Origin of the sequence: Lutibacter sp. (assembly GCF_033723435.1) — a bacterium.
GTDB lineage: Bacteria > Bacteroidota > Bacteroidia > Flavobacteriales > Flavobacteriaceae > Lutibacter.
This window is the reverse complement of record NZ_JAWVXC010000001.1, coordinates 511,203-536,285: the sequence shown is the minus strand read 5'-3', so window position 1 is coordinate 536,285 and position 25,083 is coordinate 511,203. Positions and strand designations below refer to the sequence as shown.

Sequence of the window (25,083 nt, the reverse complement as noted above, 5' to 3'; positions counted from 1 at the left end):
TTTTATTGAAATGGAAAAAATAAATTGGAAAACAGTCAAAGAATTTGAAGATATAACCTATAAAAAATGTAATGGTGTTGCACGTATTGCTTTTAACAGACCGAATGTTAGAAATGCTTTTAGACCAAAAACTACTAAAGAATTATACGACGCTTTTTACGATGCACAAGAAGATACTTCTATTGGAGTAGTATTATTGTCAGCGGAAGGGCCTTCTACAAAAGATGGTGTATATTCATTTTGTAGCGGTGGAGATCAAAAAGCACGTGGTCATCAAGGATATGTTGGAGAAGATGGCTATCATCGTTTAAATATTTTAGAAGTTCAACGTTTAATTCGTTTTATGCCAAAAGCTGTAATTGCTGTGGTTCCAGGCTGGGCTGTTGGAGGCGGACATAGTTTGCATGTGGTTTGCGATTTAACTTTAGCAAGTAAAGAACATGCTATTTTTAAACAAACCGATGCCGATGTTACTAGTTTTGATGGAGGTTATGGTTCGGCTTATTTGGCTAAAATGGTTGGACAAAAAAAAGCACGTGAAATATTCTTCTTAGGAAGAAATTATTCTGCACAAGAAGCGTATGAAATGGGAATGGTAAATGCAGTTATTCCTCATGAAGAATTAGAAGATACTGCTTATGAATGGGCGCAAGAAATATTGGCTAAATCACCAACTTCTATTAAAATGTTAAAGTTTGCAATGAATTTAACGGATGATGGTATGGTTGGTCAACAGGTTTTTGCAGGCGAAGCAACACGTTTGGCTTATATGACGGATGAAGCTAAAGAAGGAAGAAATGCTTTTTTAGAAAAACGAAAACCAAACTTTGAGAAAAAATGGATTCCTTAATCAAGGAATAAAAAATAGAATTACATTGATAACAAAATAAATCACCACAACTTTATGAAAATAATTTGCATTGGACGTAATTACGCCAAACATATTGAAGAATTAGAAAACGAAAAGCCAAAAAATCCAGTAATATTTTTAAAGCCAGATTCTGCAATTTTAGCTAAAAAGCAACCATTTTTTATTCCGACTTTCTCTAATGATGTACATTATGAAGTAGAAATATTAGTTAAAATTTGTAAAGTTGGTAAATATATTGATCAAAAATTTGCGCATAAATATTACGATGAAATAGGGTTAGGTATTGATTTTACAGCTAGAGATATCCAGGCTGATTGTAAAGAAAAAGGTTTGCCTTGGGAAAAAGCTAAAGCATTTGATGGAAGTGCAGTAATTGGAAATTTTGTAACCAAAGAAAGTTTAGGAGATTTAAATAGTTTAAATTTTACATTGCAAAAAAACGATCAAGTTGTTCAAAATGGAAATACTAATGCTATGCTTTGGAAAATAGATGAATTAATAGCTTACGTTTCACAATTTTTTACATTAAAAAAAGGAGATGTTTTATTTACAGGAACTCCTGCAGGAGTTGGTAAAGTTACAGAAAATGATGTTTTAATTGGTGCTATTGAGAATCAACAATTTTTTAGCGTTAAAATTAAATAATAACTTAAAAAGTAAATAAAATAGGGCGATTTGTATTTGGTTCTTCCTTTCTGTGCTCTTTTAAAATATCGTAGCCATAATGTGTTTTTACTAATTTTTTAAAGTTAAATAATAATCTAGGAAATTCTTTTAGTAACTTTTCAAAATCAGATTTAGGCGATTTTTGCATAAAAAAATACAGAATCTCGGTATATGCTTTTGTTAATGTCTTGTTGAATTTGTTGCTGTTTAACGCATTTTTGAAATAGTTTTCTTTAATTTCAACAGTTTTATCAACAGCTTCATCCATGCCGTATTTTTTAATTAAAATCCATGAAAGCCTTAACATCGTTTTGTGGGTGAATAATTTTGGACTTAAAGAGCAATTTTCAATTTTTTCTAAAAGTTCGCTATCGCTAAAATTGAGGACTGAGTTCATGGGCTTTTAATTTTTTTAGGTTACTTTTTCTTCTTTAAAGATAAGATGCAAAATTGTGTAAAAGGTTGCGTGCTAATTTGTACATTTACAGCCCAAATAATTATATAAATGCAAGCGGAAATAATTACTATTGGAGATGAAATCTTAATAGGTCAAATATTAGATACAAATTCAAAATGGATTGCAGAAGAACTTAATAAAATAGGAGTTTCTGTATATCAAATAACTTCTATCCAAGATGAGAAGGAACATATTCTAAAAGCATTAAAAGAAGCTCAAAATAATGTTGATATAGTAATTATTACTGGAGGATTAGGGCCAACTAAAGATGATATTACTAAACATACCTTAACAACTTATTTTAAAGATACATTAGTTTTAAATGATGATGTTGTTGAACATATAAAAAAGATGTTCGCAAAAATTAATTATCCCTTTACCGAAGTAAATAAAAATCAAGCGTTAGTTCCTAAAAAGTGTATTCCATTAAAAAATAAATTAGGTACTGCACCTGGAATGTGGTTTTATCAAAATAAAAAAGTAGTAATTTCATTACCGGGAGTTCCTTATGAAATGAGAGGATTAATGAAGAATGAAGTATTACCAAAATTAAAAGAAACTTTCAAATTAAACTATATAATTCATAAAACCATTCAAACTTACGGAATGGGAGAGAGCGTATTAGCAGCAAAAATTGAGGATTGGGAAAATAATTTACCAAGTTTTATAAAATTAGCATATTTGCCATCTTTTGGAAGAGTTAGATTACGTTTGTCTGCAAAAGGAAATGATAAAAAAGAACTTGAGTTTAAAGTAGAAAACGAAGTTCAAAAACTAGTTAAATTAATTCCTGAAATTATAGTAGGTTTTGAAGATTCTGAAACTATTGAGGTTGTAATAGGTAAATTATTGACTCAAAATAAACAAACTATAGCAACTGCCGAAAGTTGTACAGGTGGTAATATTGCACATAAAATTACTTCAGTGCCAGGAGCTTCGGCATATTTTATTGGCTCTATTGTTTCTTATAATGTAGCTATAAAATTAAACGAATTAAAAATAGACAAAGAAATAATTGAAAAATATTCTGTAGTTAGCGCAGAGGTTGCCACAGCAATGGCAAAATCTATACAACAAAAGTTTAAAACCGATTACGCTATTGCTACAACAGGTAACGCAGGTCCAACAACAGATGAAACAGATAAAACAGTTGGAACAGTTTTTATTGCAATTGCTACTCCAAAGGGTATAATAACCAAAGAATTTTATTTTGGCAAACCTCGCGAAAAAGTAATTGAAAGGGCTACCAATAAAGCTTTAGAAATGTTAAAAGAAGAAATTTTAAAAAAGGAGTAAAATAAGTTTGTGTATTTAGATGGATTATTATAATTTTGCATCTCGTTTGAGATTACACTAATAAAGGTAAAGAAATATGTCAAGAGTTTGTGAACTTACTGGAAAAAAAGCAATGGTTGGAAACAATGTTTCTCACGCATTGAATAGAACAAAAAGAAAATTTGACGCTAACTTAATTAAAAAGCGTTTTTATATTCCTGAAGAAGATAAATGGATTACTTTAAAAGTAGCTACTTCTGCATTAAAGAATATTAATAAAAAAGGAATCTCTGCAGTTCTTAAAGAAGCAAGAGAAAAAGGTTTTTTAAAAAAATAATTATTAAGAAATGGCAAAGAGTAAAGGTAATAGAATCCAAGTGATTTTAGAGTGTACAGAGCATAAAGCAAGTGGTATGCCTGGTACTTCAAGATATATTACAACAAAAAATAAAAAGAACACTCCTGATAGAATGGAAATTAAAAAATTCAATCCTATCTTGAAAAAAATGACTGTTCATAAAGAAATTAAATAATATAGGACCATGGCAAAGAAATCAGTAGCATCGTTACAAACAGGATCAAAAAGATTAACCAAAGCTATTAAAATGGTAAAATCTCCAAAAACAGGAGCTTATACTTTTGTTGAAGCTATTATGGATCCTGCAAACGTAAAAGACTTTTTGAGCAAAAAATAATATTTGTTCTTAATAATCATATAAAGCTACTTTCAAAACCAATGAAAGTAGCTTTTCTTTTTTATATTTATACTATTAAATACTAGAAAAATGAATTTGTTTAAAAAAATTTTTTCCAAAGAAAAAAAAGAAACCTTAGATAAAGGGTTAGAGAAAACTAAAACTTCTTTTTTTTCAAAATTATCTAAAGCTGTTGCAGGAAAATCTAAAGTAGACGATGATGTATTAGATAATTTAGAAGAAATTTTAGTTTCTTCGGATGTTGGAGTTAATACTACACTTAAAATTATTGAACGTATAGAACTACGTGTTTCTAAAGATAAATATTTAGGAACGGATGAATTAAATGTAATTTTAAGGGAAGAAATAGCAGGACTTTTAGCAGAAACTAATGCTGGTAATGAAACAGATTTTACTATTCCTGACCAAAGAAAACCTTATGTAATAATGGTTGTTGGAGTTAATGGCGTTGGAAAAACTACAACTATTGGAAAACTAGCTTCTCAATTTACCAAAAAAGGTAAAAAAGTAGTTTTAGGAGCTGCAGATACTTTTAGAGCTGCAGCAATAGATCAGCTACAAGTTTGGGCAGATAGAGTAGGAGTTCCTATTGTTCGTCAAGAAATGGGAAGCGATCCTGCATCGGTAGCGTTTGATACATTAAAATCAGCAGTAGCACAAAATGCAGATGTTGTTATTATTGATACTGCAGGAAGATTACATAATAAGGTTAATTTAATGAACGAGTTGACCAAAATTAAACGTGTAATGCAAAAAGTAGTTGAGGATGCACCTCATGATGTTTTATTAGTTTTAGATGGCTCTACAGGACAAAATGCTTTTGAACAAGCAAAACAATTTACTAAAGCTACGGAAGTTACTTCGTTAGCAGTTACAAAATTAGATGGAACAGCAAAAGGAGGAGTTGTAATTGGTATTTCCGATGAATTTAAAATTCCAGTAAAATATATTGGAGTTGGGGAAGGAATTGATGATTTACAAGTATTTAACAAAATTGAATTTGTTGATTCGTTTTTTAATTAATTACATAATATATTATATTTGAAAACCTTTTATAAATTTTATAAAAGGTTTTCTTTTTTATATCTTTAATAAAATATTCTTCCGATGAAAAAAATCTTATTTTTAATTGTATTTGTAGTATTAGTAACTTCTTGTAAAAAGAAAGAATTACCAGTAGTTTTCAAAAAATATAATGAAACTTCAGAAATTGAAGCACAACAAAATCACAAAATAAATAGAATGCGTTTTAAACTCATTCAATCTAAATATTTAGATATGAATGAAGTTTTTAAACCATTTGAAAACGATTTAGCTTATTTCTCAGAAGAAGATTACAATAAGTTGAAACCTTTACTTATTGAACAAGATATCCCTTCCATACAAAAATCAGTAACTGAAGGTAAATTAACGTATGAAAAAATAGCTTTATTTTATTTATATAGAATTAGAAAGTTTGAAAGTAATAACGATTTAGCTTTGCATAGTATTATTGCGCTAAACCCTAATATAATTGCTGAAGCAAAAGAAAAAGATAAAAACAGACCTGATAATATAATTAATACATTATACGGATTACCAATTCTTTTAAAAGATAATATTGACACAAAAGAAATGCCAACTACAGCAGGTGCTTATGCTTTAAAAGATAATAAAAATACAGAGGATGCATTTATTGTTACAAAGTTAAAAGAGCACGGAGCTTTAATATTAGGAAAGGCAAATTTAAGTGAATGGGCATATTATTTTTGTAGTGATTGCCCTGTGGGATATAGCGCTATTGGCGGGCAAACCTTAAATCCTTATGGTCGAAAAATATTTGAAACTGGTGGTTCAAGTTCAGGAAGTGGTGTTGATGTTGCAGCAAATTATGCAGTTGTTGCCGTTGGTACAGAAACTTCAGGTTCAATCTTATCACCTTCAAGTCAAAACTCAGTAGTTGGGCTAAAACCAACGGTAGGTTTGTTAAGTAGAACAGGAATTGTTCCTATTTCAAGCACTTTAGATACACCAGGTCCAATGACTAAAAATGTAATAGATAATGCTATTTTTCTTGCAGCTATGACTGGTGAGGATGTTAAAGATAGTGCAACGAAAGGGCATAATCAACAAATTAATTATTTAGAAGGTTTAAATTCAGCTACTTTAAGAGGGAAAAGATTTGGAGTTATAAAACAATTATTAAACGATTCGATTTATAAAGTAACAATTAATAAATTAAAGAATGCAGGTGCTGAAATTGTAGAGTTTGATCCTCCACAAGTTGAATTAAATGGTTTTTTAACATTGTTAAATATTGACATGAAAAACGATTTACCAAACTATCTTAAAAATTATGCAGATAAAAATGTGTCTATAAAATCAGTTCAAGATGTAATAAATATAAATCTGTTAGATAGTTTAAATAGAGCACCTTATGGACAACAACTATTTGATGGAATTGTGTTAGACACAACTTCAACAAAAACTTTTAATACTGTAAAAGAGCAATTACATGCTAATGGTGTAAAATACTTTAAAACTCCTATGGATGAATACAATTTAGATGCAATTTTATCGATTAATAATTATTATGCCGGATATGCTGCTGTTGCAAAATATCCTTGTTTAACTGTTCCAATGGGGTACAAAAAGACGGGAGAACCAATTAGTTTAACATTTATATCTCAACCTTTCCAAGAACAAAAATTACTACAATTAGGTTACGCATTTGAAAAACTCACAAAAGTTAGAAAGTTACCAGAAAATTATAAATAATGAATATAGGTAATTGTAAACTATCAAAATGAAAATTAGTACTTTTGCGCTCCAAATATAAGAGATGAGAACTAAAGCTAAGAAAGAAAATAAGATAAACGTAGTAACTTTAGGTTGTTCTAAAAATGTTTACGATAGTGAGGTATTGATGGGACAATTAAAAGCAAACCAAAAAATTGTAGTTCATGAAGATGAAAATGATGAAGGTAATATTGTAGTAATTAATACTTGTGGATTTATTGGAGATGCTAAAGAAGAATCTATTAATACTATTTTACATTACGTTGCAAAAAAAGAAGAAGGTGAAGTAGATAAAGTTTATGTAACAGGATGTTTAAGTGAACGATATAAGCCAGATTTACAAAAAGAAATTCCAAATGTTGACGAATATTTTGGCACTCATGATTTACCCAATTTATTAAAAGTTTTAGATGCAGATTATAAGCACGAATTAATAGGAGAACGTTTAACAACAACACCAACACATTATGCTTACTTAAAAATTGCAGAAGGATGTGATCGTCCTTGTTCTTTTTGTGCAATACCATTAATGCGTGGAAAACATGTTTCTACACCAATTGAAGATTTGGTAACTGAAGCTACTAAATTAGCTAAAAAAGGAATTAAAGAACTCATTTTAATTGCTCAAGATTTAACCTATTACGGTTTAGATATTTATAAAAAAAGGGCTTTAGCTGATTTATTAAGAGCATTGGTAAAAATTGACAGTATTGAGTGGATTCGTTTGCATTATGCCTTCCCGACTGGATTTCCTTTAGACGTTTTGGAAGTAATTAATAAGGAACCTAAAGTTTGTAATTATTTAGATATTCCACTGCAACATATTAATGATGAAGTTTTAAAATCTATGCGAAGAGGGACATCGCATGAAAAAACAACTAATTTAATTGCAGCATTCAGGAAATCTGTACCAGATATGGCAATTAGAACTACGTTAATTGTAGGTTATCCAGGAGAAACAGAAGAAGCTTTTCAGGAATTAAAAAATTGGGTGCAGGAAATGCGTTTTGAACGTTTAGGAGCGTTTGCCTATTCTCATGAAGAAAATACACATGCTGCTAATTTAGAGGATGATGTTCCTGAAGAAGTAAAACAACAGCGCGTTAATGAAATTATGGATTTGCAAAGTCAAATTTCATATAACTTAAATCAAGAAAAAGTAGGTAAAACTTTCAAATGTATTGTGGATAGAAAGGATGGTGCTTATTTTATTGGAAGAACTGAATTTGATTCTCCAGATGTAGATAACGAAGTGTTAATTGATGCAGCGAAGCATTATGTGCAAGTAGGTAAATTTGCGCAAATAAAAATTACTTCTGCAACTGAGTTTGATTTATATGGAGAACCGATAAAAGATTAACATCATTTTAAGTTTTTTTGAAGGGTAAAAATAACCTTTTCTGTATTTTCGAAAAACAATCAAAAACTGTACATTGCTAAACAATTTACAACTATAAAATAATGGATGAAAATACTAAAAATCAATCAGAAGATTTTAATTATCAACTTCATTGGAATAATGCATATCAAAAAAATCCATTAACAAGTTTGGGGTGGTACGAAGAAAAATCAATTCAATCTTTTAATTTAATTGAAGAATGCAACTTACCAAAAGATGCATTGTTATTTAATGCAGGTGCTGGTGCAACCACGTTAATTAATGATTTATTAAAGCATGGATATACAAACATAGTTGTTAACGATATTTCATCAGTCGCTTTGACAGAGTTGAATAAAAATATAACCATTCCAAAAAATGCAGAGGTTAATTTTATTATAGATGATTTAACCAATCCAACAGAATTACTTAACCTAAAAAATGTTGATTTGTGGAATGATAGAGCAGTGCTTCATTTTTTTACTACAGAAAATCAACAAAAAAGCTATTTTAATTTGGTAAAATCAGCAGTTAAAAAAGGTGGTTTTGTTATTCTTTCTGAATTTAACTTAGAAGGCGCTAAAAAATGTAGTGGTTTACCTGTGTTTAATTATAATGTAGCTATGTTGCAAGAGCGTTTAGGAGATGAGTTTAAGTTGCTAAAAACATTTAATTACACTTATTTTCAACCTTCAGGAAATCCAAGAGAATTTGTATACACTTTATTTCAAAGAAAAGAATAATAAATTATGATAGTTCAAGGTATTTCGTATAAAAATACTGGCTATTTTTCTAAAATAGTAACAGATTATTTAAAGCAAACTGCTGAACTAAATAATTTTTATGGAAATTTTCCAGATTTAGAGGGATTTAAAAAACAACTGGAACTTAAACAATTGTCTTTTAAATCGGAAAATAGAAAAACTTTAGTAAAAGTATTAGATAGCCAATATAAAAAACTAAATATAAGTGAACTTACTCAGGGAAATATAAAACTTTTAGGAGAGGATAACACGTTTACTATAACCACAGGACATCAATTAAATATTTTTACTGGCCCATTATATTTTTTATATAAAATTGTATCTGCTATTAACTTGGCTAAACAACTAAAAGAAGCCTATCCTAATTATAATTTTGTGCCTGTTTATTGGATGGCAACAGAAGATCATGATTTTGAAGAAATTAATTACTTTAATTTTAAGGAAAATAAGGTTAAATGGGATAGAGAAAGTAGTGGTGCAGTTGGCAGATTGAAAACAACAAATTTTTATAAAGTCTATCAAGAATTTTCAGAGTTGTTAGGAACTTCAAAAAACGAAGAATATTTAAAAGAGTTATTTAAAAAAGCATATTTAAACCACACAAATTTAGCAGCTGCAACAAGATTTTTGGTCAACGAGCTTTTTGGAAAGTATGGTTTAGTTATTATAGATGGAGATAATAATGTATTAAAAAAACAATTTATTCCAATAATTGAAGATGAATTATTGCATCAAACTTCATTTAAAGAAGTTACAAAAACCAATGAACAACTAAAAAAATATTCCTATAAAATTCAAGTAAATCCAAGAGAAATAAATTTATTTTATTTAAAATATTCTATACGAGAACGTATAGTTTTTGAAGAAAATAGCTACAAAATAAATCAAACAGATTTAGTTTTTACTAAAGATGAAATTTTAGAAGAATTATACAATTATCCAGAACGATTTAGCCCAAATGTTTTAATGCGAGGACTTTATCAAGAAACTATTTTGCCAAATTTATGTTATATTGGAGGTGGAGGAGAACTGGCATATTGGTTTCAGCTTAAAAATTATTTTGAAAAAGTAAACGTCACATTTCCAATACTTTTATTACGAAATTCAGCATTGTTTATTTCAAGTAAACAAATGCAAAAATTACAAAAGTTGGGTATTTCAATTTCCAATTTATTTAAAAAACAAGATGTTTTAGTAAGCCAAAAAATAAAGGAGATTTCTAAAGTTGAAATTGATTTTTCTACTCAAAAAGAATTTTTAGAACAACAATTTGAGTTGTTAAAAGAAGTTGCTAAACAAACAGATTATTCCTTTTTAGGAGCAGTAAATGCTCAAGAAAAAAAGCAGTTAAAAGGGCTTAACAATTTAGAAAAGCGATTGCTAAAAGCTGAAAAACGCAAATACGCAGATATAGTTGATAGAATTAAATTAATACAAAACGAATTATTTCCAAATCAAAGTTTAGAAGAACGTACTCGTAATTTTTCTGAAATTTATATATTAGTAGGAAATGACTTAATTCCTAAATTAATAGAACATTTAAAACCGTTAGATTTACAATTTACTGTTCTGGAATATTAATTTTAGTAAATTCTAATTTTATTCTAAATTTAAAGATATTCTTGTAAAGTGAAATTATTACTTATAGAAGACGAACCAGAATTAGGAAAAAGTATTCAAAATTATTTGGATGCTAGTGGATTTGTTTGTGAATGGGTAACTACTATTTCTTTGGCAATTGAAAAAATAGAACTGTATGAGTATGATGCTATTTTATTAGACTTAATGCTGCCTGACGGAAATGGCTTTCAGATATTGAAAGAACTTAAAAGTCGGAATAAAAAAGATGGCATTATAATTATTTCTGCTAAAAATACACTAGAGTCGCGTATTGAAGGCTTTAAAATTGGAGCCGATGATTATCTTACAAAACCTTTTCATTTATCAGAGTTATTAGTGAGAATTCAAGCTTTAATTAGAAGAAAAAATTTTAACGGAAATAATATTGTTATTTTTAATGAAATAAAAATTGATATTCTTTCAAAAATTGTAAAAGTTCATGATAAGCAAATAGACCTTACTAAGAAAGAAATAGATTTATTATTGTATTTAATAGGAAATAAAAATAGATTATTATCTAAAAATGCTATTGGAGAGCATTTATCTGGTGATATGGCAGACATGTTAGATAATTTAGATTTTGTTTACGCACATATTAAAAATTTGAAAAAAAAATTAAAAATTGCTAAAAGTGAAGAATATATTAAAACCGTTTACGGATTAGGATACAAATGGCAAGATGACTGAAAAATTACTTCATAAAACGCAAAAAAAATACATCATTTCTGCCATAATAATTTTAATTATTATTTCCCCTTTATTTTATTTTATTAGTAAACAAATTTATTTAAATAATGCAGATGAAGCTTTAAAACTTCGTGAATTTCAATTTAAACAAAATACTATTTCAAATCTTAAAAAATCAGATATTGATTTATGGAATAAATTTAATACGGATATTAAAATAAAACCAGCATCTAATTTACGTAAAGAAACTTTGTTTTTTTCAACTTATTTTGACGAAATAGATCAAGAAGAAGAAGTATATAGAGAAATTAATACCCCTATTTTTATAGAAGGAAATCCTTATACGTTTACCGCTAAAATTAACATGGTAGAATCCGAAGATTTAATGTTGAGTATTGCTTTATTTTTTGTGATACTTATCTTATTATTATTGTTAGGGTTTTTTATTATTAATAGAAAAATAACCCTTCATTTGTGGAAACCTTTTTATGATACATTGCATCAAATTGAAATCTTTGAAATTGATAAAAACAAGTTGCCAAACCTATCTGAAACTAATATTGAAGAATTTAACAACCTTAACAATAGTATTCAAAAATTGGTAGAAAGAAATAGTATCATTTATAAAAATCAACAGGAATTTGTTGAAAATGCAGCTCACGAACTTCAAACTCCTATTGCAATTTTTAAAGCTAAAATTGACACTTTAATTCAAAATAAAGATTTAACGGAAGAACAAGCTGAATTGGTTTCATCTATTGATGACACAATTGCAAGATTAGATAGGTTAAATAAAAATCTGCTGCTTTTATCTAAAATTGATAATAGTGAAAATTATGATAAAGAGCAATTTTCAATCTCTAATTTAATTAATAAACAATTATCATTTTTTAAGGAACAAGCTTCTCAAAAAAATATTAAAATTGAAATAAATCTAATTGAAGATTTTTGGGTTGAAGCAAATATTTCTTTAACTGAAATTTTAATAAATAATTTATTAATGAATTCTATTAGACATAATTCCGTAAATGGTAAAATTAAAGTGGTTATTTCTAATAATAGATTAATTATTTCTAATACGGGAATGGATAAAGCACTATCTAAAGAAAAAATATTTTATAGATTTTCAAAAACGGATAATTCTAAACAAGGTAATGGTTTAGGGCTTGCAATTGCTAAGAAAATTGCCACCATAAATAACTGGGATATATCTTATAATTATTCCAATAAATTACATTCTTTTTCGGTAACATTCTAAATTCAAAATTTCTTCTAAATTGATTAACATCTTTGGGTTTTTAAATAACCTAAAATGCTAAAACAATTTTATCTACTCCTAATTTTGTTACTTCTAAGTTTATCTGCTATTTATGGGCAAATTTCAAATGGTAAAACTTTAGATTCAATTAAAAGGTCAAAGCACTCCTCAAATAAGTTTTTTACAATTAAAAAAACCATTCTTCCAGTAACATTAATTGGAATAGGAGTTCTTATTAATAATACCCATTTTGAAAAGAAATTTCAAATAGATTTACGAAATAAAGTAGGAAATACTTATGAATTTAAGATAGATAATTATGTACAATTTATGCCAATAGCAGAAATGTATGTAGCAGATGCTTTTAAAATTAAAGCCAAAAACCATTGGTTTGATCAAACAAAATATTTGTTCATCTCTAATTTTATTTCTGCATCAATAACGCACAGTTTAAAAAGAATTACAAATAAAACAAGACCAAACGGTTCTCTGCATTCATTCCCTTCAGGTCATACAACTTTTGCATTTACAAATGCAACGGTTTTATATAATGAGTTCAAGGATACCTCTCCGTTTTTAGCGTATAGTGGTTATGCTTTTGCAGCTACAACTGCCACGTTTAGAATGCTAAATAATAAACATTGGATGTCTGATGTTTTAGTTGGTGCAGGAATTGGAATTGTAGTTACACAACTAGTCTATTATTTTAAGCCGTTAAAAAACTTTAATCCATTTAAAAAAACTAAAGGAGTAGCTATAGCTCCTTTTATAGATAATAAACATTTTGGAGTATTTACACAAATTACATTTTAATTAAATTTTATTTAAATGAATACGAATAAAAAAGTATTAATTACCACATTTTTAATTCTTTCTGCCACCATATTAACCATTCAAACTGCTTTTAGCCAATTTTCAATCGGAGGTTCATATGGGATTCAAATTCCAGGAAGACAAGATCTTAAATTTAAACAGTATGACACTAATGGAAACTTAACAGAGTATTTAAAAACAACCTATGTTTTTAGTAATATTTCTGCTATGAGAAATTTACATTTAACCTATTGGCAGCATAAATTAGGTTTGCGTTTAGAATATTTAAAATGGGAACATAATAGTACGGCAAAAAGGTATTTAATAAATCAATTACCAGAGTTTAATACAACTGAAGAATCTAGAGGTGGTGTTTTTATTATGGGGCTGATGAGAACCAGATTTCCTTTTAAAAAGACTAAGGAAAATTCATTCAATCATAAAAGCTATAGTTATTTTGGTTTGGGGTATGGCGTAGTAAAAACTGAAATAAACCACGGAAAACAAGCCGATATTAAATCAGGTTTGCAAGCAACTTGTGGTATTACCATTCCAATTACAAAAAAATTAAGAGGCTTAGTAGAAGCAAAATATATTTTAACGCATGATGCAGATAATGCAAGTGCCCCTGTAGGAACTACAGTTATTGATACTTCCGGACATTGGACTTTATTTAGGTTCGGACCTCATTTAGATACAAAGTACCACACTATACAAATAGGTATTCAATGGGATATTTTTTAAACCTTAATCTTACCAGATGTACAAATTATAACTTGGATAAACTTAATTTTTAATAATGACTAAAAAAATAAAAATTGGTTATGTAACAGCAAGTAATCCAATGGACAAAAAAAGTTGGTCTGGTACACATTATAAAATGTTTGAATCTCTTAAAAATGAATTTGAGGAAGTTTACGCATTAGGTCCAATAAAAAAGCCAATACTTTTAAAAGCAACACTGTTAGTATATACATTAACTCACTTTCTTTTATTTTTTAAAAAATTTAAAAAAAATCATAGTAAATTATTAAGTAAATATTATGCCTATAAAATTAATAGAATACTTAAAAATAAAAATATTGATGTTCTTTTTGCTCCTGCTGGCTCAGTAGAGATTGCCTATTTAAAAAATACAATTCCAATATGCTATTTGTCAGATACTTCCTTTGGACAAATCACTAACTATTACAGTAGTTTTTCTAATATATCTCGCTTTTCTTATAAGGAAGCAAATTTAATTGAGCAACTAGCAATAAATAATTCATTTACACAAGTATACTCTTCCAACTGGGCAGCCAAATATGTAATAAACAATTACAAAGCGGTAAAAGAAAATGTTTTTACCGTAAATTTTGGTGCAAATATTGACTTTATACCTCAAAACATATTTTTAGAGAAAGACTTTAGGAACACTATTAATTTACTTTTTATAGGGGTTAATTGGAAACGAAAAGGAGGTGACATTGTTTTAAAAACATTTGATATTTTAGTTAATAAAGGATATGATTTAACTTTAACCATTTGCGGATGTATTCCTCCAAAATTAATGAACAAACCTAATATAAAAGTAATCCCTTTTTTAGATAAAAATAACAAAAAAGACCATGGTGAATTCTTGAATATATTATACAAAACCCATTTACTATTTGTACCTACACGTGCCGATTGTACTCCAATAGTGTTTTGTGAAGCAAATGCATTTGGGATTCCTGTAATAACAACAAATACTGGAGGCGTAAATGCAATTATTAAAAACGGAGTTAATGGATATGCTTTACCATTTAAATCAACCCCAAATGATTATGCAATTAAAATTCAATCTCTTTTAGATTATCGATTAATATTAAATAGTATAGCTATAAGTTCACGAAAAAAGTTTGAGAAGGAATTAAATTGGAAAGTTTGGGGAGTAAAAATGAGAGAAATTCTTTTGTTTACAGCTGAAAAAAATACAAAAATTAGTAAAAAACAAGTTTCTAAAAGGTTATGGATTAATTAAAAATGAGGACTTTTCTAGCAATTTTATATGTAATTCCTTTTATTGTTTTTTCTCAAACAAATAAAAAGTTAGAACCCCGTATTCTTAATAATTTTAAAATTCAAATAGGCTATCAAAATGGCTATGTTTTTGCTACTAACGATTTTATTAAAGGTATTAATGGAGAAAATAATAGAATAAATGCATTTCAAGCATTTACTTTAAAATTTTCTAAGCAAACTACAGGTATTAATAAATGGGAACAATTGTTTAAATATCCGAGCTATGGTGTTGGAATATATTTAGCCGATTTTCATAATCCAGAAGAAATAGGAACTCCAATTGCATTATACGGTTTTTTTAATGCACCCTTTAAAAGATGGAGTAAGCTAACTTTTAACTATGAACTTGGGTTTGGGGCTACATTTAATTGGAAATCTTTTAATCCAATAACCAATCAATATAATATAGCAATTGGTGCAGGGCAGTCATTTTTTATAGACGCAGGTTTAAACTTAGAATATCGTTTAAACAAAAAAATGGATATTGCTGCAGGTTTTTCTTTTACACATTTTTCTAATGGAGCTTTAAAAAAGCCAAATAAAGGAATAAATAACTTAGGTCCTAAAATTAGTTTTAAATACAATCTAAAGGATCGTCCTTTTTTTATAAAAAATAATCTAAGTAGCTATATTGGTGAAAAAGAATGGTTAATTTCAGCTTTTGGAGGTATTAAAAACGTAATTTTTGATAACGCAAATATTGATATTATTGAAAAATATGAAGGATTAAACTTTCCTGTATTTGGTGTTTCTACAGTATTTAATAAACAAGTAAGTTATAAATCAAAATTTGGGATTGGTATGTCTTTTTCATATAATGGAACTTTAGATGCTCAAGTGGCAATTGAAAACAATCAGCTTGAGCCAGTTGAAAGTGCGTTTAGCAATAAAATTCAGATTAGTATATTTCCTTCGTATGAACTAATTATTAATAAAGTATCTTTAATTGTGCAACCTGCATTTTATCTTTTCCGTAAAAAAATTAAAAATAAAACACCTGTTTTTTATCAAAAAATTGGTATAAAATATCATTTTTCTAATAATTTATTTGCTGGAATAACATTACGGGATTATAGTTTTCATGTTTCCGATTTTATTGAATGGAACATAGGATATAGAATTAAATGGAGGGAAAAATAACTACTTAATGGAAAATAACAGTTCAGAATTTCTTCTAAATTAGGTTGCAAATTTGTGTAAATAATAATAAGACATGAAAAAAATAACAATTTTAACTATCGGAGCAATAATGATATTGTTCCAAACTTCAGCACAAACCAGTGTAAAATCAAATTCTAATCCATATAATGAGTTGGATAAAATTTTATCACCATTTGAAGATATGACAGAATATGCTTTAGATGATAATTATAATGGTGTATTAAAATCACTAAATAAAGTTGAAGAATTAAAAAAACAATTAATTTTTAAAAAATACATTTTGAGTGGAAGACTAGAAATGCTAAATCCTAAAATTAAAAAACTTAATGAAGCTGTAAAGCAAAAGAATTATAAACAAATAGCATTAGTTGCTACAGATATTTTTGAATTTAATGTTACCAATTATATAAATAGTTATAAAATAAAAAATCAAATACAAATTGAACATATGGATTATTTGGGGTTTGAAACCCTAGCACTTTTACAACAGGATAAAATAGATTGGGAAAAATTAAAAAGCACAATACTAGATGTTAAAAAGAAATGGAAAGGACTTAGCGTTAATGTTAAAGACTCAAATTTAAAAGCTTCCTTCAATTCATTATTTCAAGGGCTTCTTTTAAGTACTAAAAATAAAGATATTAAAATGTTAGAAATTTTAGCTTCTATGGATTTAAGTTTAGTAGATGTGTTAGAAAAAAGCATATAAATTAAGTTTTATATTAACCAAAAATTCAAAATAAATTCTAAATTGAGTTGCACCTTTGTTTAAAATAGTAGTAATCTAAAATTAATTAAAATGAAAAAATTAACATTTTTATTTACAGGAATAATCTTAATATTTACACAAGCTTGTGCACAAACTTCAATAAAAGTACCTGCAAAAGTAAAAGCAGCATTTTATCAAAAATTTCCAAATGCTAAAAAAACTGCTTGGGATAAAGAAAATGCTACAGAATGGGAAGTAGAATTTAAACTAAACGGGGAAGAATATTCTGCTAATTATACTTCAGAGGGTATTTGGAAAGAAACAGAACATGAAATTTCCAAATCTAAATTACCAGATGCTGTTAAAAGCACTTTAGATAATGAGTTTAAAGAGTTTGATATAGATGAATCTGAAGTGTCTGAAACAGCAAAAGGAGTTGTATATGAATTTGCTTTAGAAAATGATATTAAAAATTTGGAAGTTGCTATTTCTCCAGAGGGAAAAGTAATTAAAAAGGAAGTGAAAAAAAATAATGATGAAGATAGAGATGCGGATAATGAAGATAACGATTAATAGTAAATAGTAATTTTAAGAAGTCGAATTGTTAATTCGGCTTTTTTTGTTTAATCGTAACATATAAAAATATTTTTAAATTAGTAGTAAATAAAATTATATGAAAAAATATATATTAATAATTATTGGTGTTTTAGGTTTTATTTTTTCTTTAAATGCTCAAACACAAAATCTAAATTATTTTATAACTAAAGCTTTAGCTAATAGTCCATTATTAAAAAAACAAATTAATAACAATAAGATAATTGATATAGATTTAAAGCAGTTTAATGCTATATATAAATCACCAAAAATTAGTTTAAATAGTAGTATTTTATTTGCTCCAATAATTTCAAAAGATGGAACTACGAATAAATTTCAATTAACTTCTTCAGGAAGTACTAATTATATAGGCTACGATTTAGGAGCTAGTAATGGCGGACAATATCAAGCAATTACTTCCATTACTCAACCACTATTTACGGCTAAACAGTATAGCGTACAAAAAAACAATGTTTTGCTTACCAAATCAAAAAATGAAAATAAGATAGCTTTAACAAAAGCCGACTTAAAACAGTTGGTAACACATCAATATATTTTGTGTTTACAAGCACAAAAAAAACAGGCAAATAATCAGAAAATAATTCAAGTGATTAAAACACAACTTGAACGAATGAAATTTTTAGTAAAATCAGGTGTTTATAAATATTCGGATTTAAAATTACTTGAAATAGAATTACTGAATTGGCAAATTGCGTATAACCGTTCAACTACAGATTATCTTACTAATTTTAATGCCTTAAAGTTGTTGTCTGGAATTAATGACACTAAAATATTTACACTAGCCGATCTTCAATTGTCATTAAATTTGATCTCTAAAAAAACTTCTATTTTTTTAAAAAAATATGTTCTGGATAGTTTATCTATAAATGCTGAACAAAAAATTTCAGAATTAAAATATAAACCACAAGTAAGTGCTTTTAGCGATGCAGGTTTAAATGCAACGTATACACCATCTTTAGATAGATTAGGGTTTAGTGTAGGTCTTTCCTTAAATTGGAATTTATTTGATGGAAGACAAAAACAGCTTAAAAGAAAACAAAACAAAATTCTGTTAGATAATATTATAATTGATAAAAACTATTTTGAGAATCAAAATACCATCAGAAAAAATAATATTTTAAGTGAGATAGAAAGTGTTAATAATCAATTATTACTAATAGATAATCAAATAAAAAAATACAACGATTTACTTGATTTATACAAAATTGAAATTAATAAAAGTCTAATTTCAGTTTTAGAATTAAAAACAGTTATAAATGATATTGCTGCAAAAAAACAAGAAAAAACAAATACTTTAATGCTTAAACAAATTTTAATTAACTCCTATAATTATTGGAACAATTGAAAAAATATATGAAAAATAGAATTTACATCGTTTTAATATTAGTGCTGTGTTTAGGGCAATCTTGCAAAAAGAAGTCTTCTAAGATTATAAATAATTTGCCTGCTCCAATAGTAAATGTAGTGCATCCAACATTAGAAAAAATACATGATAATGTTCAAATCAACGGTCAAGTAGTTTATTTAAATAAAACAAACATTAAAGCTCCAATTTCAGGATATGTGACTCTTGTGAATGCAAAACTAGGCAATTGGGTAAATAAAGGAAGTATTTTATTTAAAATACAGACTAAAGAAAGCAAAGCTCTGCAAGAATCAGAATTAAAATTGGATAAAAACTTTGGAATAATACCTATACATGCAACAATATCGGGTTCCATAAATTTAATAAACATTACCGATTCAGGCGTCTTTGTAAATCAAGGAGATTCTTTAGCTACTATAGTAAAAAGTAATGATTTAGCAATTCAAGTAAATACACCTTTTCAATATTATAATTTACTCAAAATAAATAAAAATATAGAAATTATTTTACCAAATAAGGAAACGATACTAGCAAAATTTTATAAAGCTATACCAACAATTGATCCTATTTCGCAAACACAACAAGTATATTTTAAATTAACAAAACCTACAGAATTACCAGAGAATTTAAATGTAATTATAAATTTACAAAGCAAGCAAAAACCAGCGGTAATTACTTTACCAAAAGAAGCTGTTTTAACTAATGAAACGCAAAATGAATTTTGGATTATGGAAGTAAATAAAGATTCATTAGCAATTAAAACTATAATACAAAAAGGGCTTGAAAATAATGGTAAAGTAGAAATAGTTTCTCCTAAATTAGATTTAAAAAGTAGTATTATTAAAAAAGGGGCTTACGGTTTGCCAGATAGCACTAAAGTAAAAATTAACTAGTTATGGATAAAATATTTGTAAAATATAAAAGTCCGATAACTGTAATTTTAATACTTGTTTTAGTACTTGGAGCTTTTTCTTATAAAAATTTAAGCACTTCTCTTTTTCCAAATGTAACGTTTCCTAAAATAAAAATAATTGTAGACAACGGACAACAACCTGTAGATAAAATGATGGTCACTGTAACAAAACCATTAGAAAATGCAATAAAGCGTGTAGAAAATTTAAGATTGATTAGGAGTGTAACTAGTATGGGAAGCTGTGAAATTTCAGCATTTATGGATTGGGGGTCCGACATAAATGTAAATAAACAACGAATTGAATCTAGGATTGCACAAATTAAAAACGACTTACCTCCTAATGTTCAAATAACAGTTGAAAAAATGAATCCATCCATTTTACCAGTTATGGGTTACTCATTACAATCTGATGTAAAAAACCAGGTAGAACTCAAAATGATTGGTGAATATATTGTAAAGCCATATCTATCAAGAGTTAAAGGTGTTGCTGCAGTTGAGGTAATTGGTGGAAAAACTAAGGAATATCAAATTGTTTTAAATCAAAAAAAACTCAGTCTTTTAAAATTAAGCCCTCAACAAATAATGGATGCCATACAGCAAACGGGATTTATAAAATCTAACGGCTATGTGGTAGATTATAAGCGTCTTTATTTAACCGTAACAGATGCTACCATTAAAAATAAAAAGGCGCTAGAAAATTTAGTAATATTTAATGATGCTAAAAGAGAAATTACTATTAGCGATATTGCAAAAGTTCAAATAGCTGAAAAAACCGAATTTATTAAAATTAAAGCGAATGGTAAAAATGTGCCTTTAATTGCCGTATTAAAACAACCAAATAGTAACCTTATTAATGTTGCCTATTTGGTTACCCAAAAAATTTCAGAGCTTAACAAAATATTACCAAAAGGAGTTAAACTTGAACAATATTATAACCAAGCTTCTTTTGTAGGAGATAGTTTAAAAAGTATTATTGATGTGCTTTGGATAGGACTGGTTTTAGCCATAGTTGTAGTCATATTTTTCTTGAAATCTTTTAAAGCAAGCAGTGTAATGCTAATTACTATCCCAATTACTTTGGGGTTAACTTTTATTGCGATGGAAGCTCTTGGTTTTGATTTAAATATTATGACCATAGGCGCAATTGCTGCGGCTATTGGATTAATAATTGATGATGCAGTTATTGTTATAGAACAAATTCATAGAACCCACGAGGAGTTTCCAGATAAATCACCTAAAGAATTAGTGGGTAAAGCCATTAAATTTTTATTTCCTGCAATGGTTAGTTCCTCATTAAGTACCATAGTAATTTTCTTGCCATTTGTGTTAATGACAGGAGTTGCTGGGGCTTATTTTAAAGTATTAACGGAGACAATGATTCTTACACTAGTAGTTTCATTTATAGTTACTTGGTTGGGACTTCCAGTAATTTATATACTTTTTTCTAAAAATAAAAATAGTATAGAAAAAGAGCATGTATTTGTTGAACGTAAGTGGGTGAATTTTTTTCTAAAACGAACTTATATTAGCTTAGGTTTAAGTGTATTGTTAGTAATAAGCATTTTATTAATCTTACCGAAATTAGCAACTGGCTTTTTGCCAAAAATGGATGAAGGGTCAATTGTTGTAGATTATAGCAGTCCACCAGGAACTTCTTTAGAAGAAACCGATAGAATGTTAAATGAAGTAGATAAGATATTAGATAATATTCCAGAAGTAAAGGCTTATTCTAGAAGAACGGGCACACAAATGGGCTTTTTTATTACTGAGCCAAATAGAGGTGATTATTTAATTGAATTGAATAAGAAACGGAAAAAAACAACGGAACAGGTAACAGACGATATCCGAAAACGAGTTGAAGCTTCAATTCCTGCATTAACGACTGATTATGGTCAAGTAATAGGTGATATGTTAGGTGATTTAATGAGTAGTGTACAGCCAATTGAAATAAAAATATTTGGTACAGATCATAATAAATTAAAAGAATTATCAAAATTAATTGCTGCAAAAATTGATCAAGTAAAAGGAACAGCAGACGTTTTTGATGGTATTATTATTGCAGGTCCAATGTTTAAAATTTATCCAAAAGAAGCTATTTTAAAACAATATGGACTTACCGATGTTGCTTTGCAAAGCCAAATCCAAACGTATATTAAAGGAACTGTAGCAGGCTCAATTTTAGAAAAAGAACAATTAACAAATATCCGAGTATTACACCCTGAAAATTATAAAACTCCATTAGAAAAGTTAAAACATGCGGAAATAAGTACTGCAAATGGAACATATTTACCATTGTCTACTTTTGCTGAATTTTCTATAGAATCTGGAGTATCTGAAATTGATAGAGAGAATTTACAGACTATGGGAGTAGTAACTGCACGTTTAAATAATAGAGATTTGGGAAGTGTTATGAAGGATATAAAAAATTCACTATCTAAAATTAGCCTGCCATCATCTTATCAAATTGAATATGGAGGATCTTATGCAGAACAACAAAAATCATTTAATGAATTATTAATGATATTAATTATTGGAGGGTTGCTTGTTTTTACAGTGGTATTATTTATGTTTAAAAACTTTAGGATATCTTTAAGTGTTCTATTAGTTAGTGCTTTAGGAATTTCTGGAAGTATAATAGCATTATATTTAACTAAAACACCGCTTAATGTAGGTAGCTATACAGGAATAATTATGATTATAGGTATTATAGGCGAAAATTCAATTTTTACCGTACATAAATTTTTAGATGAAGCCAAAAACAATTCAACAAATAAAGCAATGATACTTGCAGTTTCTGCTCGTTTAAGACCAAGTTTAATGACTGTATTATCTGCAATTGTGGCGTTAACACCTTTAGCTTTAGGTATTGGCACAGGAGCTCAAATGCACCAACCACTAGCTATTGCAGTTATTGGAGGGTTTATAATTGCGTTACCACTAATATTAATAGTACTGCCAACGCTTATTTATAAGTTTATTAAAATAGATAAATATTAATAAGGAAAGGGAAAGACTTAATTTACTCTTCTGGAATATTAATTACAACAGGACTAAAAGAAATGTCTTCTTTTAAAAAGTGAAAAGTTATTTTGATAATTTTTTGTTGTTGAATTTTTTCAATTTCCTTTTCAGTTGCTTCAAAATCAATTTGTGTGAAACTAAATGGTGTATTTTTTAATTCATCCGATTCAATCTCTTCGTGTTCGGAATTTAAAGTTAATGTTTCATTTTCAAAATAAAAGGTTAAAGAACAACCTTCTTTTTTTATACGAGTAGAAAAAGTACCTAAAATTGCTGTTTTAACAAAAGGAAAACCTCCTAACTCTTCAATATCTAAATAAACCGTATTATATTCGTTTTCCGCAAATTTAGTCCCATCATTATACTTAATTTCAGGATAATCACTTAGTTTTTCAGAAGTAGTTTTTACAGGCTTTTTTTTGAAAAATGAAAACATAGTTTATGGTATATGAAAACATCGCCAAACTAAAATTTTAGTTTGGCGAATAAATTTTTATAAATGTATTACTTCATCGTAAGCATCAGCCACAGCTTCCATAACAGCTTCACTCATAGTTGGATGAGGGTGAATTGCTTTTAAAATTTCGTGACCTGTAGTTTCTAATTTTCTAGCTACTACAGCTTCAGCAATCATATCGGTTACACCAGCACCAATCATATGACAACCTAACCATTCGCCATATTTTGCATCAAAAATAACTTTAACAAAACCATCTGGTGTACCAGCAGCTTTTGCTTTACCAGATGCAGAGAAAGGAAATTTACCAATTTTTAGCTCATAACCTTGTTCTTTTGCTTTAGCTTCTGTTAAACCAACACTTGCAATTTCTGGAGTAGCATACGTACAACCAGGAACATTTCCATAATCTACAGGTTGAGTTGGTAATCCAGCTATTTTTTCAACACAAGTAATGCCTTCTGCAGAAGCAACGTGTGCTAATGCTGGGCCAAGAACAACATCTCCAATAGCATAATAACCAGGAATGTTAGTTTGATAAAAATCGTTTACTAAAATTTTATCTCTATCGGTTACAATACCAACATCTTCTAAACCAATATTTTCTATATTCGATTTAATTCCAACAGCTGAAAGCACAATATCTGCTTCTAAAATTTCTTCTCCTTTTTTAGTTTTTACTACTGCTTTAACTCCTTTACCAGATGTATCTACAGATTCTACGGAAGAATTAAGCATTACTTTAACACCTGCTTTTTTAAAGGAACGTTCAAATTGTTTAGAAATTTCTTCATCTTCTAATGGCACTAAATGAGGTAAAAATTCAACAATAGTAACTTCTGTACCCATAGCGTTATAAAAGTGAGCAAACTCAGAACCTATTGCACCAGAACCTACTACAATCATTTTTTCAGGTTGTTTAGGTAAAGTCATTGCTTGTCTATAACCAATTACTTTTTTGCCATCTTGTGGTAAATTTGGTAATTCGCGTGAACGTGCTCCTGTAGCAATAATAATATGGTCAGCATCATATTCTGTAACCTCACCTTTCTCGTCAGTTACAGCTACTTTTTTGCCTGTTTTTATTTTTCCAAAACCTTCAATTACATCAATTTTATTTTTTTTCATTAAAAATTGAACTCCTTTACTCATTCCTTCGGCAACACCACGACTTCTTTTAATTACGGCATCAAAATCTTTATCAATGGCTTCGGCTTTTAAACCATAAGCGTCTACGTGCTTTAAATAATCATATACTTGTGCACTTTTTAATAATGCTTTGGTTGGTATACATCCCCAGTTTAAGCATATTCCACCTAGGTTTTCTCTTTCTACAATTCCAACTTTAAAGCCAAGTTGCGATGCTCTAATAGCAGTTACATATCCTCCAGGTCCACTTCCTATAATTAGTATGTCGTATTTCATAAGTTTTAATTTTCTAAGTTAACAGCTGTTTACACTGCAAATTTAAGTATTTATTATTTTTAATTTTTAAAAGTTAATCTTAAATAACTA

Annotated in this window: 25 protein-coding genes; 22 read left to right on the top strand and 3 right to left on the bottom strand. The window is 28.1% G+C overall.

Annotated elements, in window-relative coordinates; translation table 11 throughout:
- Positions 1 to 10: 10 nt before the first annotated feature.
- Positions 11 to 850, top strand: a complete 840-nt coding sequence (locus R3342_RS02480; RefSeq protein WP_318938084.1) for a 1,4-dihydroxy-2-naphthoyl-CoA synthase — start codon at positions 11 to 13, stop codon at positions 848 to 850.
- 54 nt (positions 851 to 904) lie between these two features.
- The gene (locus R3342_RS02475) at positions 905 to 1,516 is read left to right on the top strand and encodes a fumarylacetoacetate hydrolase family protein (protein ID WP_318938083.1); all 612 of its coding nucleotides are present in this window, start codon (positions 905 to 907) and stop codon (positions 1,514 to 1,516) included.
- Positions 1,517 to 1,520: 4 nt separating this feature from the next.
- Here R3342_RS02475 and R3342_RS02470 read toward each other — a convergent pair whose 3' ends face one another.
- A complete protein-coding gene (locus tag R3342_RS02470) occupies positions 1,521 to 1,934 on the bottom strand; it encodes a hypothetical protein (protein ID WP_318938082.1) in 414 nt (137 codons plus the stop codon).
- A 108-nt stretch (positions 1,935 to 2,042) separates the two neighbouring features.
- On the opposite strand from R3342_RS02470, the gene R3342_RS02465 reads away from it, so the two are divergent.
- The 20 genes from R3342_RS02465 to R3342_RS02370 all read left to right on the top strand — a co-directional run bounded on the left by R3342_RS02465 (position 2,043) and on the right by R3342_RS02370 (position 23,087).
- Positions 2,043 to 3,290, top strand: coding sequence for a competence/damage-inducible protein A (locus R3342_RS02465; protein WP_318938081.1), 1,248 nt, complete (start codon positions 2,043 to 2,045; stop codon positions 3,288 to 3,290).
- Positions 3,291 to 3,366: 76 nt separating this feature from the next.
- Entirely contained in the window at positions 3,367 to 3,606 is a 240-nt protein-coding gene (gene rpmB, locus R3342_RS02460) for a 50S ribosomal protein L28 (RefSeq protein ID WP_318938080.1), read from the top strand.
- Between the two features lie 10 nt (positions 3,607 to 3,616).
- A complete protein-coding gene (rpmG, locus tag R3342_RS02455) occupies positions 3,617 to 3,802 on the top strand; it encodes a 50S ribosomal protein L33 (RefSeq protein WP_318938079.1) in 186 nt (61 codons plus the stop codon).
- A 9-nt stretch (positions 3,803 to 3,811) separates the two neighbouring features.
- Entirely contained in the window at positions 3,812 to 3,964 is a 153-nt protein-coding gene (locus R3342_RS02450) for a DUF4295 domain-containing protein (protein WP_318938078.1), read from the top strand.
- A 90-nt stretch (positions 3,965 to 4,054) separates the two neighbouring features.
- The gene (ftsY, locus tag R3342_RS02445) at positions 4,055 to 5,008 is read left to right on the top strand and encodes a signal recognition particle-docking protein FtsY (protein ID WP_318938077.1); all 954 of its coding nucleotides are present in this window, start codon (positions 4,055 to 4,057) and stop codon (positions 5,006 to 5,008) included.
- Positions 5,009 to 5,092: 84 nt separating this feature from the next.
- Positions 5,093 to 6,742, top strand: coding sequence for an amidase family protein (locus R3342_RS02440; protein WP_318938076.1), 1,650 nt, complete (start codon positions 5,093 to 5,095; stop codon positions 6,740 to 6,742).
- Between the two features lie 64 nt (positions 6,743 to 6,806).
- Positions 6,807 to 8,123, top strand: coding sequence for a 30S ribosomal protein S12 methylthiotransferase RimO (rimO, locus tag R3342_RS02435; protein ID WP_318938075.1), 1,317 nt, complete (start codon positions 6,807 to 6,809; stop codon positions 8,121 to 8,123).
- Between the two features lie 101 nt (positions 8,124 to 8,224).
- The gene (locus tag R3342_RS02430; protein ID WP_318938074.1) at positions 8,225 to 8,884 is read left to right on the top strand and encodes a methyltransferase domain-containing protein; all 660 of its coding nucleotides are present in this window, start codon (positions 8,225 to 8,227) and stop codon (positions 8,882 to 8,884) included.
- Between the two features lie 6 nt (positions 8,885 to 8,890).
- Entirely contained in the window at positions 8,891 to 10,486 is a 1,596-nt protein-coding gene (bshC, locus tag R3342_RS02425) for a bacillithiol biosynthesis cysteine-adding enzyme BshC (RefSeq protein ID WP_318938073.1), read from the top strand.
- A 48-nt stretch (positions 10,487 to 10,534) separates the two neighbouring features.
- Positions 10,535 to 11,212, top strand: coding sequence for a response regulator transcription factor (locus R3342_RS02420; RefSeq protein WP_318938072.1), 678 nt, complete (start codon positions 10,535 to 10,537; stop codon positions 11,210 to 11,212).
- On the top strand, positions 11,205 to 12,470 hold the full coding sequence (locus R3342_RS02415; protein WP_318938071.1) for a HAMP domain-containing sensor histidine kinase: 1,266 nt from the start codon (positions 11,205 to 11,207) through the stop codon (positions 12,468 to 12,470). The genes R3342_RS02420 and R3342_RS02415 overlap by 8 nt, the downstream gene beginning before the upstream one ends.
- Before the next feature lie 54 nt (positions 12,471 to 12,524).
- The gene (locus R3342_RS02410; RefSeq protein ID WP_318938070.1) at positions 12,525 to 13,283 is read left to right on the top strand and encodes a phosphatase PAP2 family protein; all 759 of its coding nucleotides are present in this window, start codon (positions 12,525 to 12,527) and stop codon (positions 13,281 to 13,283) included.
- Between the two features lie 15 nt (positions 13,284 to 13,298).
- Positions 13,299 to 14,027 carry an outer membrane beta-barrel protein gene (locus R3342_RS02405; protein WP_318938069.1) on the top strand — a complete coding sequence of 243 codons (729 nt, stop codon included), beginning with the start codon at positions 13,299 to 13,301 and terminating at the stop codon, positions 14,025 to 14,027.
- A 55-nt stretch (positions 14,028 to 14,082) separates the two neighbouring features.
- Complete coding sequence (locus R3342_RS02400; RefSeq protein ID WP_318938068.1) at positions 14,083 to 15,285, top strand: glycosyltransferase family 4 protein; 1,203 nt, start codon at positions 14,083 to 14,085, stop codon at positions 15,283 to 15,285.
- A 2-nt stretch (positions 15,286 to 15,287) separates the two neighbouring features.
- The gene (locus tag R3342_RS02395) at positions 15,288 to 16,466 is read left to right on the top strand and encodes an acyloxyacyl hydrolase (RefSeq protein WP_318938067.1); all 1,179 of its coding nucleotides are present in this window, start codon (positions 15,288 to 15,290) and stop codon (positions 16,464 to 16,466) included.
- 73 nt (positions 16,467 to 16,539) lie between these two features.
- Complete coding sequence (locus R3342_RS02390) at positions 16,540 to 17,196, top strand: hypothetical protein (protein ID WP_318938066.1); 657 nt, start codon at positions 16,540 to 16,542, stop codon at positions 17,194 to 17,196.
- A gap of 90 nt (positions 17,197 to 17,286) precedes the next feature.
- Complete coding sequence (locus R3342_RS02385) at positions 17,287 to 17,769, top strand: PepSY-like domain-containing protein (RefSeq protein WP_318938065.1); 483 nt, start codon at positions 17,287 to 17,289, stop codon at positions 17,767 to 17,769.
- Positions 17,770 to 17,869: 100 nt separating this feature from the next.
- Positions 17,870 to 19,156: a TolC family protein gene (locus R3342_RS02380; protein WP_318938064.1), complete on the top strand. Its 1,287-nt coding sequence runs from the start codon at positions 17,870 to 17,872 to the stop codon at positions 19,154 to 19,156.
- Between the two features lie 8 nt (positions 19,157 to 19,164).
- Positions 19,165 to 20,070, top strand: coding sequence for an efflux RND transporter periplasmic adaptor subunit (locus tag R3342_RS02375; protein WP_318938063.1), 906 nt, complete (start codon positions 19,165 to 19,167; stop codon positions 20,068 to 20,070).
- Between the two features lie 2 nt (positions 20,071 to 20,072).
- A complete protein-coding gene (locus R3342_RS02370; protein ID WP_318938062.1) occupies positions 20,073 to 23,087 on the top strand; it encodes an efflux RND transporter permease subunit in 3,015 nt (1,004 codons plus the stop codon).
- Positions 23,088 to 23,109: 22 nt separating this feature from the next.
- Here R3342_RS02370 and R3342_RS02365 read toward each other — a convergent pair whose 3' ends face one another.
- Together R3342_RS02365 and lpdA are read right to left on the bottom strand one after the other, a co-directional pair.
- Complete coding sequence (locus R3342_RS02365) at positions 23,110 to 23,547, bottom strand: hypothetical protein (RefSeq protein WP_318938061.1); 438 nt, start codon at positions 23,545 to 23,547, stop codon at positions 23,110 to 23,112.
- Positions 23,548 to 23,604: 57 nt separating this feature from the next.
- Entirely contained in the window at positions 23,605 to 24,993 is a 1,389-nt protein-coding gene (lpdA, locus tag R3342_RS02360) for a dihydrolipoyl dehydrogenase (protein WP_318938060.1), read from the bottom strand.
- Positions 24,994 to 25,083: the final 90 nt, after the last annotated feature.